General features: G+C 69.2%; 12 protein-coding genes and 1 pseudogene. All 13 read right to left on the bottom strand.

Annotation, left to right across the window (positions count from 1 at the left end; translation table 11 throughout):
• Nucleotides 1-8: 8 nt before the first annotated feature.
• Nucleotides 9-536: a phage baseplate assembly protein V gene (locus ACZ4SA_RS27330; protein WP_468279534.1), complete on the bottom strand. Its 528-nt coding sequence runs from the start codon at nt 534-536 to the stop codon at nt 9-11.
• Nucleotides 537-570: 34 nt separating this feature from the next.
• Complete coding sequence (locus ACZ4SA_RS27325; protein WP_468279532.1) at nt 571-1,710, bottom strand: hypothetical protein; 1,140 nt, start codon at nt 1,708-1,710, stop codon at nt 571-573.
• Entirely contained in the window at nt 1,703-2,080 is a 378-nt protein-coding gene (locus ACZ4SA_RS27320) for a LysM peptidoglycan-binding domain-containing protein (RefSeq protein WP_468279529.1), read from the bottom strand. Before ACZ4SA_RS27320 ends, ACZ4SA_RS27325 begins: the two co-directional genes overlap by 8 nt.
• 9 nt (nt 2,081-2,089) lie before the next feature.
• A complete protein-coding gene (locus tag ACZ4SA_RS27315) occupies nt 2,090-2,782 on the bottom strand; it encodes a hypothetical protein (protein ID WP_468279527.1) in 693 nt (230 codons plus the stop codon).
• Nucleotides 2,779-3,360 carry a HEAT repeat domain-containing protein gene (locus ACZ4SA_RS27310; protein WP_468279524.1) on the bottom strand — a complete coding sequence of 194 codons (582 nt, stop codon included), beginning with the start codon at nt 3,358-3,360 and terminating at the stop codon, nt 2,779-2,781. Before ACZ4SA_RS27310 ends, ACZ4SA_RS27315 begins: the two co-directional genes overlap by 4 nt.
• On the bottom strand, nt 3,317-3,769 hold the full coding sequence (locus tag ACZ4SA_RS27305) for a hypothetical protein (protein WP_468279637.1): 453 nt from the start codon (nt 3,767-3,769) through the stop codon (nt 3,317-3,319). The genes ACZ4SA_RS27310 and ACZ4SA_RS27305 overlap by 44 nt, the downstream gene beginning before the upstream one ends.
• A gap of 407 nt (nt 3,770-4,176) precedes the next feature.
• Nucleotides 4,177-4,548 (bottom strand): annotated as a pseudogene (locus ACZ4SA_RS27300) (hypothetical protein); the annotation flags it as partial.
• Nucleotides 4,549-4,562: 14 nt separating this feature from the next.
• The gene (locus tag ACZ4SA_RS27295; RefSeq protein ID WP_468279522.1) at nt 4,563-5,132 is read right to left on the bottom strand and encodes a HEAT repeat domain-containing protein; all 570 of its coding nucleotides are present in this window, start codon (nt 5,130-5,132) and stop codon (nt 4,563-4,565) included.
• Nucleotides 5,133-5,140: 8 nt separating this feature from the next.
• Entirely contained in the window at nt 5,141-5,371 is a 231-nt protein-coding gene (locus ACZ4SA_RS27290) for a hypothetical protein (RefSeq protein WP_468279520.1), read from the bottom strand.
• A gap of 158 nt (nt 5,372-5,529) precedes the next feature.
• Nucleotides 5,530-6,306: a hypothetical protein gene (locus ACZ4SA_RS27285; RefSeq protein WP_468279518.1), complete on the bottom strand. Its 777-nt coding sequence runs from the start codon at nt 6,304-6,306 to the stop codon at nt 5,530-5,532.
• Nucleotides 6,307-6,335: 29 nt separating this feature from the next.
• Nucleotides 6,336-12,737, bottom strand: coding sequence for an eCIS core domain-containing protein (locus ACZ4SA_RS27280; RefSeq protein WP_468279515.1), 6,402 nt, complete (start codon nt 12,735-12,737; stop codon nt 6,336-6,338).
• Nucleotides 12,734-13,099, bottom strand: coding sequence for a hypothetical protein (locus ACZ4SA_RS27275; protein WP_468279512.1), 366 nt, complete (start codon nt 13,097-13,099; stop codon nt 12,734-12,736). The genes ACZ4SA_RS27280 and ACZ4SA_RS27275 overlap by 4 nt, the downstream gene beginning before the upstream one ends.
• The gene (locus tag ACZ4SA_RS27270) at nt 13,090-15,441 is read right to left on the bottom strand and encodes an ATP-binding protein (protein WP_468279509.1); all 2,352 of its coding nucleotides are present in this window, start codon (nt 15,439-15,441) and stop codon (nt 13,090-13,092) included. Before ACZ4SA_RS27270 ends, ACZ4SA_RS27275 begins: the two co-directional genes overlap by 10 nt.
• Nucleotides 15,442-15,444 lie beyond the last annotated feature (3 nt).

The raw sequence follows: 15,444 nt of genomic DNA, 5'->3' as shown, positions 1-15,444 counted from the left end.
CTGGTCGGTTACTGCTTCTTCGGCACGATCAGCCGGCCGTCGTTGATGTCGACCTCGCCACCGGTCAGCAGGATCGACGCGCCCTGCCCGTTGGCGATCGTCACGCCCTTCTCGTCGATCTGGATGTACGCCCCGGTCGCGGCCTGGAGCCGGATGCCGTTGCCGCCGGGCACGTCGCCCATCACGAACTTGTGCCGGTCCGAGGTCTGGATCACCACGTTCTGGTGTGCCGGCCCACCGGTCAGCGCGTCCGGCGGCAGCTCGGCACTGTCTCCGTACCAACAGCCGGTCCAGACGGGGTAGCTGGGGTCACCCTGCTCGAACTCCACCCATACGCCGGCCCCGGCCGAAGGAACCACGTACTGCCCGGACTCCCGTCCCGTGAACGGCAGGCACGGCAGCGCCCACGTGGACGTCTCGTCGCCGAGCACGTCCGGCACCTTGACCGTGACACGGCCGATCCGCAGCGGATCCTCGTTGCTCACCACCCGCCCCCGGAACTTGCCGAGAAACCGGTTGTTCGGTCCTGCAGCCATACGAAGTTCTCTCCCTGGTCCTTGCCTTTGCGGCTCACGGCCGTACGGTGGGGCTGCGGGCGATCAGGCCCTCGCGCGACAGCGTGAAGTTCTGCTGGTACGAGCCGGGCCTGATGTTGTGCGTCACCGACTTCACGTAGTAGTCGCCGTCGTACGTGACCCCGGCGCCGCGCACCCCGACCAGCTCGCGGGGCCGCAGGATGTAGCCGTGCCGGTTGACGTCCAGCGACCCCGAGCCGGAGACGGAGTCGGCCGACACGGCCGCCCGCGCCAGCAGCTCGGCCCTCGCCTGCGCCGACTCCTTCTTGGCCGTGCCCGACAGCGTCCTGCGCTTGAGGGCGGGAGTCGCACGGCGCCCCAGCGGAGGGCGCAACGGCCCGATGTCGGGCTGCGGCAGCAGCACGGTGTCGCGGGTCGCGGGATTCTGCACGCGTGCCTGGGGCTCCTCGCGGGCGGTTCCGTCGTAGGCGAACGTCAGCTGGTCGACGGTGGAGTTGGCGTCCATGTTCACGTTGAGGGCGTGCTGACGCTCCCCGATGCGGATCTCCGGCCCCCACACGGCGGTGGAGTGACCAGGGCGGGGCCCGGGCTCCAGACAGAAGATGTATCCGTTGGCGCGGGCGAGTTCGTTGACGTAGCTCAGATCCGTGCCCGTCTGGTACTCGACCCTCAGCTGCTCCCGCGGCGGCTGCTCGATCTTCTCCTGGAACACCCGGGACTCGATGCCGTAGTCCGCGTACTTGGCGAGGATGCGGGCCACCCGCTGGGACGGCCGCAGATTCGGATAGCGGTCGGTCCGCTCCTCCAGATCCATCAGAACCGTGAGATCCTCGCCGGTCACGGTGAGGGTCGAATGCCCGGGCTGATTGCTCGCGCCGACCTCCTGCCGCACGATCAGCCCGTCGAGCAGCACGACGGCCGTGCCCCTGACACTCACGGTGAGAATGACCCGGGTCTTCGGGTCGAAGAACCCCTCGGGGAGCAGTTGGCGCGACAGGGCGCCCTGCTTGGTGAGGTCGAACGCGATCTGGAACCCGCTGCGTTCACCCGCGGTCGTGGTGATCTGGGCCGACAGCAGAGCCTCCGTCACCTCCGGCGGAACCGGCCGGGTCAGCTGCGGGCCCATGTGCAGGGTGACGTGGATGGGCCCACGCCCGACGGGCTGATCAGGCATACCGGTCTCCCGGCGCCGGGAACCCGCCGGCGTGCGGGATCTCGATGACGTGGCCGGCCTCCTCGGTCAACTCCTGCGGATCCAGTACCGGGTTGGCGTCAGCGATCTGCCACCACTGGCCCGGGTCGCCGAAGTACCGCTGCGCGAGCAGGTCCGGCCGCTCGCCGCTGCTGACCGTGTGCGGGGCGCTCTCCCCGGTCGCTGCCTCCGCCAGCGGTGGCAGCAAGCGGCGTTTGGCGTACCGCACTTCGGTCCCGTCGGGCAGCCGGTGCACCCCGATCTCCACGTCGTGGTAGCGGCTGGAACGGGGATAGGGGTGGGCGCCGGGTATCGCGTCCAGCGCGTTCTCGTACGGCTCGATGCCTGCCATGTCCGCTGCTCAGCCCCTTCCCGGCCCGGCGTCCCGCCCGGCCAGCCCCAGCGCCGCGAGCCCGCCGCTGCGCGCGGCCCTCGCCAGGCGCTCCTTCTGCGCGAGATGCGCCATGTACAGATCCGCCCCGCGGTGCCCGGCCGGCAGATCACTGACGCTGAGCACCTTCATCCCGATGCTCAGCGAGGCCCGGATCGGATTCAGATTGACGTCGAACGCGGATTCGTTGATGGACAGCTCGGTCAACCGCACCGGCATGACGCGCTTGCTGCCCCAGGTGAAGAGGGTGAGCGGCATCTCGATCGGACTGATCTCGATGGTCCCCTTCTTCGTCAGCCGCGAGGCCTCCAGGAGCTGCGCGGTGGTCGGCTGCACGAGCATCTCGAGGGTGGCCAGCTCGGGATGGATCCCGTCGGGAGCCGGGACCTCGAACTGATCGGTCGCGTCGATCTCGGCCGTGAACTTCCACGTCTCCTCGGCGGGCCCCTTGAGCCTGAGCGCCTCGTTCCTGTCCCCTCCACTTCCCCCACCACCCCCGCCCCCGGCATCGGCCGCACCGCCGGCGGCCTGGGGGGCGAGGGAGCGCTCGAGGGTGTCGGGGTTGAACTGGAGGACGATGATGCGCTGGGGGGTGCCGCGTTCGGGGTCGACGACGACGATGCCGGAGCGGATGGGTTTGGGTATGCCGGCGTAGCGGGTCATGACTCGATCACCCCACTCTCTGCCAACTGTTCGAGTGCGAGCCCCGCTTCACGGGCAACCTGGGTGTCCGGGTCCTCGTCCGCGAGACATCGCAACGCGTTCTTGAATTCGGGCCAGGCGGCATAAACCATGGCCCACAGAGCAGCCCGGCGCACGGCGGCGTCCTTGTGCTGTGACGAGAAGACGAGGTGCTCGACGATGGGCTCCACTGCTTGCAGGGGTGCCCCGGCTCCCAGCCGAAGAGTGGCTCGCGCCCACCCGGCCGGGTACACGTGGACGTAACAGTCCTCGAGCAGCTCGTCGACGGTCCAGACTGCAAGACCCGTCTCGATAAGGGACAGTGTCGCTTCGGCTGCCGACCGATCCTCGTGCGACACGGCCAGGTAGCGGACGTCGGCGAATTCATCCACCACGTAGTGTGCCGATCCAGTATTTCCCGTGTCCCACTTGGCTTCGTAGAAAGTCCCCTTCTCGGGGTTGCTGTCGATATCGCCGAGAAAAGTCCATCCAGTCGTCTCTGTGAAGGAGCGGATCTCAGCGGAATCGACGTGATCTCTCAGGATGAGCCGACGGCTCATCCGCCTTGGGTCTGGCATCGGTGTGCTCCCTGTCAGTAGCTGCGGATCGTCGCTTGGCAGCTTTCGACTGCAGTTCCTTGAAGGCATAGTGAAGGTTGAGCTGGCGAGCCTCGCCTTGCACGCCCTTGGGTGCCAGCAGGAGTTCGTTCACCACTCCGTGCAGCGTGGTCATGCCGAACTTCTTCTGGTCCTCCGTGAAGTTCTTCGGGTCGGTGGCCGCCAGGTCGTATGCGAGTGCTCGGTATACCAGGTCGCTCCGTGATCTGTTCTCCTCGACGGCGCCGAGTGTGTGCAAGAACAACCGCTGGCTCTGCGGCACCTGGGCCCCTGTGGCCGGCTGGCTCGGCAGGTCGTCGAGCATCGACTGAGCCGCATCCCGTTGCTGGCCCTCGGGTATGTCCTTGAACATGCTCTCGTAGTCGGGCGGGAGCTTCTCTGCCTCGGGAACGCCCGTTGGGACACGCGCTGGTTGCGCGGGCTGTTGAACTCTTGTTTGATTCCGGCAGCGGCTCCGTCACTCGTGCCGATCCTGAGCGAACTGCCGTCGGCCAGTGCCTTCTCCCTCAGTTTGGCGGCGATGGTGTTCGACTGTGCCGTGTCGCCGACCGCCAGCTTCTTGCCCTCCGAGTCGAAGCCGAGGCCTTGTGACCTGTTCACGGAGGCGCTCTGCACCTCGTCCGCGACTTCCCTGATGAACGTGAGCAGTTCATCACGCTCAAGCGTCACGCCGGCCACGGCGACGTCGGAGGGATTGAGCGCCGCGGTGATGTTGAATCGGTGCCCGCCTTGCACGACAAGGCGCGTGAGACGGTTCCAGGTCAGTCGCGAGGCCTCCAGGAGCTGCGCGGTGGTCGGCTGCACGAGCATCTCGAGGGTGGCCAGCTCGGGATGGATCCCGTCGGGAGCCGGGACCTCGAACTGATCGGTCGCGTCGATCTCGGCCGTGAACTTCCACGTCTCCTCGGCGGGCCCCTTGAGCCTGAGCGCCTCGTTCCTGTCCCCTCCACTTCCCCCACCACCCCCGCCCCCGGTATCGGCCGCACCGCCGGCGGCCTGGGGGGCGAGGGAGCGCTCGAGGGTGTCGGGGTTGAACTGGAGGACGATGATGCGCTGGGGGGTGCCGCGTTCGGGGTCGACGACGACGATGCCGGAGCGGATGGGTTTGGGTATGCCGGCGTAGCGGGTCACGTCATGTCCTCACGTCAGTCTTCGTCATGGAGCTCCAGCCCTTCCAGCAGCACCTGGGCGTTGTGGCGGACATGCTCGACAGGGTCGTCGGCCGCCAGGTGCCGCACGAGGTCGACGAGGGAAGGCCACGGCAGATAGCCGGTCGCCACCACCACCGACTGCCGAATCCCGGGATCCTCGTCCTCCGTCAGTGCACGGAAGGTTTCGACCACGGATTCCGCTTGTTGTGCCGGAGCGGTGAATGCCGCTGCGTAGACGGCGATCAGCCGATCATCTCGGTTGTTCGCCTCATCGATTGCGTTCAGCGCTTCCTGGAATTCCCAGATGTCGCACCCGCCACGGACCAACTGGGCGGCGCTCTCGGATCCTTCGCCCCGGAAGGTGACGAAGGGGATGGTGGTCAGCGGGTCCTCCACGTAATGGACTTCCGTCCGGCCGTCGGGCGTCAGCCATTTGTCCACGTAGACTTCCGCGTTGCGATTCCCCATGATTCGTAGATCCCAGTCGTTCAGGGTGGCAACTCTGATGACGCTGGGTTCCGCCTTCGCGTGCTTCAGTGCAAGGCGGATGTCGAAGTCCGTCACGTGTTCTCCTACTGCAATCCGTAGTAGCGCCACATGTAGTCCTTCACGATGCGGCGTCCGGCATCGACTACGTCTTGCTCCGTATCGCCGAGAATTTCAGCCTGCCCGGTCTGCGCCTTCAGCCATCGCTCGGCGGCTTCCGTTTCGCGCCGCACCAGCTCATCGCAGAGAAACCTTAGATTTGCAGAGTTGCGCACAGATTCGCGCACGAGCAGGAGCCAATGCAGTTCGCGGATCATCTTCTTCTGCGCTCGTGTCAGGTGGTCCGATACTTTCCGGTGCGAGTGAATTTCAGCATGGCTGAGGCAAGGATCGGCCCGGAAGTCCCTCCTTCTCGAACTCGGCCGGCGGCCTGGGGAGCGAGGGAGCGCTCGAGGGTGTCGGGGTTGAACTGGGGTCACTGGATTCCCTCGCTGTCCTCTCGTAACAGACGCCGGACTTCTGCGGCCGGGTAGGGCGCTTCCTCGGGCCAGGAGGCCGCACGTTCTTGGACGAGGTCGCGGTAGGTGTCCATGTCATGGAAAGCGAGCGCCTGGACGGCCGTCACCTGAAGAGTCAGCTCATTCGCCGCCGAGGCCCGAGCGTGGACGGCCATCACATCGGGAGAACTCCCCTGGGCGAGTGCCTGCAGCGCCTCCAGCCGCTCGTCGAGGTCCGCAGATTCGTCGAACACGATGCGCTCCAGGGCGGCGACCAGGCGTCCGCCGGGTTCTGGGACAGAGCCCAGGATGGTGCCGGCGGCCAGCAGAGCCGCGGAGAACTCATCAGGCCAGGGATGTTCTTCCAGGCTCTCGGCGATTAGTTCGGAGTCCTCAGGCGTCGCCTCGTTCAGCAGGACGAGCAACGCGCTGGCACGGCCTGCCCGGTCCACCACGGTCCTCGCAGCAGGGTCGGCTGATGATGTTTGCCGGAGGATCACCCTGGCGCGGTTCAGTACCTCGGAAGCGTAAGGGGTGAAGAGGCCGGCAATTCCGTGCCGTTCGCCGGAAAGCGCGTAGTGGTAATGATCGAGCGCGATCCCCATCGCCGGAACGCTGGCGCTGTGCAGAAGTCGAGTGAAAGCGCTCAGTGCGGCATCGCTGCTCCGGGGCGCCACCAGTTCGAGTCGTGCCGCCTCGAGTTCGGGGTCCTCCATGCGGTGACCCTGCCAGTGGTAGGTGTCGAATTTTTCCATGCTCTTTCCTGGTTGGTGGTACGACCGCCTCAGCGAGTGACGCGCTTTCCGTTCTTATCGATGATGAGAGTGATGGCGCCGGGGGGGACGGTGCCACGGACGAGGACTTCCTGAGTGCGCACGACGTCGCGCAGTGCCTGTTGCCTGATTTTCTTGCCAGGTGCTTTGAGGTCCCACTCCTGCTGCCCCTTCCTCGTCGTGAGGTCGATAATGTAGTCAGGGTTTATGTGGGCGAGGTCGATCTTGACGGTGCCGTAGTACTTGAACCCCTCCGCGGTGCTCCACTCCTTCCCCTTCGGGTCGGTGATCTTTCCTTCCCCGATTTTCGTGGTGGATATGAAGGGGGAGTTCTTCGCGCCGGTGACATGTTGCCACGGAGCAATGTTCGCACGCTTCTTCCGCGCCGATATGCCATTGTCCTTGTAGTTCGCCAAGTCCGCCTCGGACATGTTGCGGGTCACGTAGCGAGGGACATACTGCCCCTTCTGATCCCGCACGTACTGACCTCCGTTGCTGTCCGTGAACACGCTCTGGGCAAGCACTTCACCGGTGGGTTCGTACAAGCTCTGCTTCTGAAAACGTCCAACTGCTGAAATGGCGGCGCCCGGGTGATCGAGCAACAGCGTCGACGCATCAGGCGATTCGTCGAGCCACTTCAACTGCTGAGCCTTGATGCCGCGTGACGTGTTCGCCAGGCGGGCGCACAAGCCCTTGACCTCGTTGAGAGTGGTGTCTTCCTTCAGATGCTTCAGCTGCTCGGCGATAGCCCTTCTGAACGCTGCAACGTCCGGGTCGTCCTCCTTGAGGTCCTTGTCCTTCCTGTCCGGTGGATTGGTCTCGAAAGGTTCGAAGCGGGCTACCTTGTAGCCGTCCTCGTCCGCGTCCCAAGTTCCAGGTGTGACAGTGCCACTGGGGTTCAGAGTCGCGGTGATACGGAAATCGGGCTGGCCGGACGATGTGAGACGCGTCAGGCGATGCCATATGCGGAGCGCCTGGAGCAGACCGTAATAGATCGGCCCCCGAAGATCCTTCTTCAGGAGGGGGACGATGGTGCGCCGAAGGCGCTCAACGATCAAAGAGAGACGACGCTGCTTCGACTCAGGAGATTGTTCATTCCTGCGTCGGTCATCACGGCGCCGTTTCCTGTCGTCGACACGCCGCCTGTGGCTATTACGCAGCTGGTCGCGCTTCTTCGTGAACGCGTTCCGCAGTTTCGACGCGCTGTTCTTCAGCGCCTTGCCCGGCCCGCTCTTCTTGAGCTTCTTGCCGAGCGTCTTCCCTGCGTTGCGGACCTTCTTCAGCGCAGACTTGACCGCGGACTTCGCCTTCCCCAGGGCGTTGCCGAGCGGCGACTTCGGCTTCTGCGGCTTGGTGGGCTTCCCGCCCTCGATCTCCTTCCTCTTTTTCGTGGGCGCCTCGGGGGTGGTGTCCTTCTGAGGGGTCTGCCCCTTGTCCGGGGACCGGTCCTTCGACGGCTCCTGCCTCGTGTCCTTCGGCTTCGCCGGAGACGGCGTCTGTGCCGGCTTCGCCGGCCCCTTCGGCGTCGCCGTGTCCTTCGGCTTGACCGGACTCTTCGGGTTCGGCGACGGCGCCGCCTTCGGCTTCGGGGCCGTCGCCGGCCTCCGCATCGCCGCCTTCGCGTTCCGTATCGCGTCCCGCGCCTTGTTGACCGCGGAGCCCGCCGCCTTCTTCGCGCCCTTGCCCGTCTTCTTCAGGCCCTGCATGATCTTCTGGGCCATCGCCTTCAGACGCTTGCCGACGCCCTTCGTCGCACCCGTCAGGCGGATCATCAGGAAGTTGGCGATGAAGTCCAGCAACGCCACGATGCCCGCCGCGACCGCCTCCGCGAACAGGCAGGCCGCCGGGCCCGCCTTCACCGCCTTCAGGTACGCCCAGAACTTGCCGAACGCCGTGAGGATCGAGCTCAGGCTCTGCCACGCGGCCATCAGACCCTGAACGATCGTCAGGATCGCGCCCGCCGCCGGCACCAGCATGGAGACGACCTTCTCGATGACGATCGACGCGATCATCATCGGCAGCGACGCGATGATCGCGTCCCACGCCATCCTGCCGATCTGCTTGACCGACACACAGCCCTTCACCAGCACGTCGATCACGGTCCTGCCGAGCCCGAGGATCCCCTCGACCTTCGTGTCGAACCACCGCTTGACGCCCGTCTTGATCGCGCCCCACAGATGGTCCTGGATACCGGACTTCGCCGAACTGCCCGCCTTGCTCAGCCAGCCGCCCGGGTCCGGCGCGATGTCCGCGACCAGTGCCGCGAACTTGCCCAGTGCCTCGATCGCCGCCTGCGCGAACTTGATGGCACCGAGGATCACCGCTTCGTACGCCTTGATGACGGCCTTGATGCCGGCCTCGAGGACGTCGAGCAGCTTGTTCAGCCCGGCCGCCAGTGCGTCCAGCAGCGCGTTGACGGCCTTCTTCAGGCCGTCCGCAAGCCTGTTGACCGCGTCGATCGCCTTGTCCCGCAGACCCTCGATCGCCTTGCGGAACTTGTCCCGCAGTTCCGGGAACGCCGCCAGCAGCACGTCCCCGATGGCGATCAGCGCATCCGCCAGCACGTTGATCGCCTTGATGGCGAGATCACGTACGAAGTCGATGGCCTTGTCGGCCCACTCCTTGAACGTGTCGATGATGCTGTTGACGGCCTTGCGCGCGGCGTCGAAGACCGCGGTGACCGCCTCCAGGAGCGCGTTGAAGAAGCCCTTGACCTTGTCGGCGATCCAGCCGAAGAAGCCTCCGGACGGCTTCTTCTCCTCCTTCTTCTTCTCCGCCTCCTTCTCCGCGTTCTCGCGCTCCGTGTCGATCTGCTGGTTGTCCTTGTCCTTCCTGTCGCTGACCTCCTTGTCCTTGTCGTCGCGGGCCTTGACGATCTCCTTGTTCTTCTCGCCGTGCTCCTTCTCGGACTTGGTGTCCGCGTCCTTGATCTTCTTGTCCTGCTCGGAGCGCCAGCTCTCCCGCTCCCGCTGCGCCTGCTCGGCCGACCTGCCCCGTTCCGCCGTCTGCTTCTCGGCGTTCTGCGCGACCTCACGGTCGATCTCGGTCTGCTTCTCCTGCTTGGCCTGCTGCTCGCCCTGCTGCTGTTCCTTCTCCTTGGCGACCAGATCGCCCTGCGCCTGGCCGGCCGCACCCTGGATCTCGCCGCCGCGCTCCTGCTTCGCGACCGCGCCCACACCCGGCTTGGCCGCCGCGCCCCTCTTCGTACCGCCGGCGCGGCCCTTGCCGCCCACACGGCCCGTCGCCTTGCCGACCAGCTGCTCGCGCGGAGCGTCGGGGAAGATCTGGTCCTCGCCCATCGGCTTGGCGGCGTCCTCGCGCCCCGTGCTCTGGATGTCGGTCTGCTTCTCCTTGAGGGCCCTTGCCTGGTCGTCCGTGCGTTTGGGGTCGCTCGCGCCCTCCAGACGGATCTTGGGCGCGGGGCCGACCGTCTTGTTGCGCAGCTCCGGGTCGACGGTCGGCACGGCGTCCGCCGCGGCCTCGACGTTCTTCGCCTCGTCGGCGCTCAGCTCCGCCGCGACCGGCGTGGGCGGCGCGGGAGTGCTCTCCGTGGGCTTCGCGCCCGCCGCCTTCTCACTGCCCTTCGCCCGCTGCTTGTCGCCCTGCTCCTCCGGTCCCAGCTTCTCGAGCTTGCCGGTCACCGCGGCTGCCGGCGGAGCCGCCTTCGGCGGGCCGGACTGCGTACGCGGCGCACCGGAAGGGCGCTCACGCGTGGGCGGGGCGGCGGCCAGCCGACGCTGCTCCTCGCCGACCTTCTTGTCCGCCGCCGCGTCCACGCCGGGCATGGCAGCAGCCGCCTGGTCCGGCGCCAGCTTGCTCACGGTGCCGATCGCGGCCTTGGGGTCCTGGCCGGAGACGTCCGGCGGCGCCTCGTCCTTCTTCTCCTCCGGCGCCGCGCCGCCCCCTCCGCCGCAACTGCCGCCCGCCTCTTCCTTCTCCGCCGCGGGCTCCGGCGGTGCGCATCCCCCGCCGTCCTTCTCCAGCGACGCCTCGGGCGCGGGCCGGGCGCCCTCCGGGGCGGGGGCGCCCGTCGCGCCGGGGCTTGCGGCCTGCTCGGCGACGGGGCTCACAGCGGCCTGGGCGGCCGACGGCGCGGCGCCGGGCCCTGCGGCGGTGGTCGGGCCCGCGGGTTCGTTCCGTCCGACGGTGCCCCGAGGGGCCGCTCCGGGGCCGGCCTCCTTCGGGATGGCGCTCTTGGGACCGGCCGCTTCCCGTTCCGGCTTGGGCGGCTCCGCCTCGCGCCGTGCCGCGGGGGAGGGGTTGCGGTCCTCGACGGACGTCCTCTGCGGCTCGGCACCGGCCGGCCGCATCGCCGCGGGGCCGGGAGACGACGTTCCGGCCGGGGACGGCCCGTCGGCAACGCTCTGCGGCCCGCCGACGGCGCCCCTGCGTGCCTCCAGCTGCCCGCGCTCGCCCAACTGCCGCTGCTCGTCCTGGGCGTCGGGCCCGTCCTCGCGCTCCGCCGGCTCGGCGGCCTGCTTCTCCTGGTCCTGCGCGGGCTCCGGCTTCTCGGCCTCCGGCTCCTGTTCCTCCTTGTCGGTCGTCTCCGGGTCGGGTCCGACCTCCTGCTCGGTCGACTGCTCCGTCTGCAGGTCCTTCGCGCTTCGGTCCTGTGCCTGTGCCGCCGGACCGCCCTCGGGCTGCGGGGCCTCGCCCTCGACGGGGCCCTCGTCCTGGCCGGGTGCCTTCGTCTCGGGAGCCGCGGTGTCCTCGTTCTGTTCCTCCTGCTCCTTCTCTCTTTCCTGCGCAACCCGTTCGGCCTTGGTCGGCGGCGGTGCCGGGAAGGCGGGCAGGGAGGGCTGGGCCTCACCGGGCTTCATCCGGTCCGCCGTCGGGACGCCGGAAAGATCCGGGTCCGTGTCCGGCAGGTGGTCCTCGGGCTTCAGTTCCTGTTCGCGACGGGCGGCACTGTCCCGGCCTTCTTCGTGCTCCTGGTCCGTGCCGACCTCGTCCTCTGCGCCCGCCTCCAGACCGAGCGGCTTCTCCTCCTCGCGCGGCTCGTCCTCGTCCTCGTCCCGCTCGTGAAGGCCGTGCTCGGACAAGGCACTGTCGCGCTGCTCGGCCCGCTCGTCCACCTTCTCCGGGCGTACGGGACCGGGCTGTGTCTTGGCCTTCGGGTCGACGTCCTCGCGTTGCGAACCGGCCGCGGGCTTCGTCGCGTCGTCCTTGCGCTTGCGTTTGTCCGCGCCGGGCGCATTGGCCTGCTCCGGGTCCTGCTCCTCCCGGTCGCGCTGAGCCTTTCGCTCCTCCCTCGCCTGCTCCGTGCCCTCCTGCTGGTCCCGGGCCCGTTCGTCGGAGGCCTCGTCGACCCGCTGCCGATCCTGGGACTGCTTCTCCTCCTCCTGCTTCTGCTCCTGGCCGGCACGCTTGCGGGACTCGGCGCGCTCCCCTTCCTGCTCCTGGCGCTGCGCCGCCTCCTGCTGCTCCGCCGCCGCGTCGGCAGCGGCACGGCTGCGGTCGCTGCTGCGTTTGGAGTCCCGGGCTCCGGCCTCCTTCGCCTCCTCGCGGGCGTCCGCCTCGCGCTGCTCGTCGGAGCCGCGCGCGCCCTCCTGCCCGCGCTTCCACCGTGTGCGCTCGACGCCCAGTTCCTCGAAGAGGTCGGTCTCGGGCGCGGGCACCTCGGCCGAGGTGAAGCTTTCCGGTCCGGTCTCCGACTCCGCCACGAGGTCGAGCAGCCGGTCGTACTCGGGCGTCAGGAGCCGGGCCTCCAGCCGGCCGAGCACAGAGTGCTGCAACTGCGGTGAGAGCCGGCCGAGTTCCCACCGCACACGGCCCGACAGGTCCTGTGGGTCGCCGCGCAGCGAACGCAGTACGCCGTTCGCCAACCGGTCCACCAGCGTCGCCGGATCCAGCTGCTCGAGCCGGGTGCGGTCGGCGTCCACGGTCGCGTACCGGAGCCAGCCGGGGGTCGACTGTCCCTCCTGGACGGCCTCTTCTGCGTCCGGCTGTGATTCCTCTCCCCGTACGACGGCCTGGGCCGCCGACTCCGCCTCGCGCTCCATTGCCTGCTGCGGCAGGCTCACCGCGCCGAGGTCACGCCCCGCGCGCAGCGCGCCCAGGCCGTGCGGGTTCTGCACCGTGTGCAGCAGTTCGTGGGCGAGCAGCCGCTGCCCGTCGAGCGTGCCGGCCCGGTACGCCCCCTCGCGGAAGAAGATGTCCTGCCCGACCGCGACCGCGTCCGCGCCCAGGATCTCGGTCAGCGCGCCCGCGTCCCGGTCGGTGTGCAGCCGCACCCGGCCGAAGTCGTGCCCGAGCTGCTCCTCCAGCTCCCGGCGCACACTCACGTCCAGCGGCTGGCCGGCACCGCTGACGATGTTCTTCGGCTCGGGGGAGTGCGAGGTGACGCGTTCCTTGCGCTTGCGCCGCTTGCCGCTCCGGTCGGCGTCGGTCTCCTGGGCGCGCGAGGTGCTCATGCCGTCACCTCGCCCCGGCCGCACAGCCCCTCGTGCACCGCGCGCGCCAGCTCCTGGCCGAGTCGGCGGGCCGAGGCCGTCGCAGGCAGCGGCGGCAGCCCGGCGAGTCCCTCCAGCGCCCGGCCGCCGTCGGCCGCCGTCGGAACGCCCCGCTCCCGCAGCAGCCGGGACAACTCGACCTGGAAGGCCGCCGACACCCGTTCCGGATCGACACCGCGGCCGAAACCGTCGAGCACCAGCGCACCGATGTCCACACGCACGGCGCGGACGTCCGCACGCACGTCGCGCGAGTCGGCCCGCACGTCGCGCGAGTCGGCCCGCACGTCGCGCGAGTCGGCCCGCCGCGCCTCGTTCAGACCCATCCGTGGACCTCCGAGGGTGTCAAGGAGCGGTCCAGCTTGAGGTATTCCGTGCGTGCCGCCTCCAGCATGTGGCGCATCTGGAGCCGGTCACCCTCCTCCGCGGCGAGGAACGCGCCCGAGAGCGCGATGTTGCGGATGGAACCGCCGGCCACGGTCAAACGTGCCAGCAGCTCCGGGTCCACACCCTTCACCGGCGCCTGCGCAGGCAGCACCCGGCGCCAGATCTCCGCCCGTTCGCTCTCGCTCGGGAACGGGAAGTCGACGACGAACCGGATACGCCGCATGAACGCCGTGTCCAGCGCCTGCTTCATGTTCGTCGTCAGGATCGCAAGACCGCGGTACGCCTCCATCCGCATCAGCAGATAGCTCACCTCGAGGTTGGCGTAACGGTCATGGCTGTCCTTGACCTCGCTGCGCTTGCCGAACAGCGCGTCGGCCTCGTCGAACAGCAGCAGCGCGCCGCCGCGTTCGGCCGCGTCGAACACCTTGCGCAGGTTCTTCTCGGTCTCCCCGATGTACTTGCTGACGACCTGGGACAGATCGATGACGAACAGGTCCAGGCCCAGTTCCTTCGCCATCACCTCGGCAGCGAGCGTCTTCCCGGTGCCAGACCCGCCGGCGAACAGGGCGGTCACGCCGAGACCGCGGCGCAGCGTCGCGGCGAAGCCCCACTCCTGGTAGACGGTCGGCCGCTGCCGCACATGGGCGACGATCTCGCGCAGCACCCGCAACTGCCGCTCGGCCAGCACCAGATCGCGCCAGCCCGCCCGCGGCTCGATCCGGCGGCCGAGCTCGTCCATGCCCATCCGGGCCTCGGCCAGCCCGGCCCGCCAGGCCAGTCCGGCCGCGTCCAGCTCGTCCTCACCGGGCAGATCCCGTACGACGGCCGCGCCCGCGGAGCGCACGAGATGCGGCGGCAGCGAGAACTGTTCCACCAGCGCGCGCAGATCACCCTCCGACACCTCTGGCAACTCGGCGAACGCATCGGCCCACACGCCGAGCCGCTCGTCCGCGTCCAGGTCCGGCACGGTCACCCGCTCACCGCGCGGCCGTGCCGTCCGGCGCGGATCGGGGCTCGCGACCACGAGCGGAACGGCGGCACTCTCGATGAACCCCTCTGCGGCGGCGGCCTGTTCACGGTCCATGTCGCCGACCTCGATCAGCAGCGCGGCGGGCAGCAGAACCGCCTCGCGCTGCCACAGCCGTGCGAGCCGGTCCCGTTCGGCCGGGTCGTTGGGGATGTCGTCCGCGGCCATTTCGTAGAGACCGAGCCCGGAACGGCGTGCCGCCACCGCCGCGATGTCGGTACGGGTCCGCAGATCGCCACCGACCAGCTCCACACGGCGCGTGCTGCCCGCCCATCCGGCCGCGACCCGGTCGGCGGCCAGGCCGTACGAGCCGGGGAGCGCGTCCGGCGCGGCGGTGCGGCGCAGCAGTCCGTGCAGCCGGGCGTCCAGATAGGGCGAGCCCACCAGGAAGTGCAGGATGCGTTCGTCGAGCCGGAGCCGGGAGGTGGTCAGCCGGGACTCGTCGTCGAGCTCGACGATCCGCCACCGCCGCAGGGGCGCCACGGGGGTGAGGGCGCTCCAGTGGGGGGCGTCGAGCGCGGCGAGCGCGAGGGAGAAGGTGGGGTAGGCCCGCTCCGGGTCGCCGCTCGCCGCGGCGCACCTCGCGTTGGTCGTGGGCTCCAACTCGGCTGCCGCCGCGAGCAGTACGAGGCCACGCTCGAACCCGCTGAGCCCGAAGCAGGCGACGAGCGCGTCGAGTGCGGCAGGCGCGGCGACCGGCGCGAGGGCAGCGTCCCGCCCTGTGACGGCCGCGCTGCCGGAGTGGTCGCTGCCGTGTGTTGCGTCGCGGGGTGTGTCCTGGGAGCTGTGGGGCGAGAGCGCCGAGTCGGTGTGGGTACGGGCGGCCACGGCCGCCGTCGGTGCCGTGGCCGCAGCGCCCTCCGGTCCCGGCGCGGGGGAGGGGCCTGTCGGGTCCTGCGGGGCGGCAGCACGCTCCCGGGCAGCGCCCGGGCCGCCGATTCCGCGTGCCGCAGCGCCCGCACGGCCGGTTCCCCGTGTCGCGGCGTTGGTGTGGCCGGTCTCCCGGGCCGCGGGGCGCGCGCCGCCGGCCCCAGGCGCCGCGGCACCCGCCCCGCCGGTCCCCGGCGCCGTAGCGCCCGCGCCGTCCGCTGCCGCGGCCTTCGCCCCGCGCCCCGCGGGTGCGCTCCCACCGCGCGAGGTTCGTGCGGCGTGGGCGTCGATGCGCGACAGGACCGCCTGGACCGCAGCCGCCAGCGCACGGCCGTTGGCCGCCGTTTCGGTGACGTCGCCCGCTCCCTCGTGCCTGCTGCCCATGTC

The sequence above is a fragment of the Streptomyces sp. NPDC027962 genome (assembly GCF_055566095.1).
This window is presented reverse-complemented; position numbering and strand designations above follow the sequence as displayed.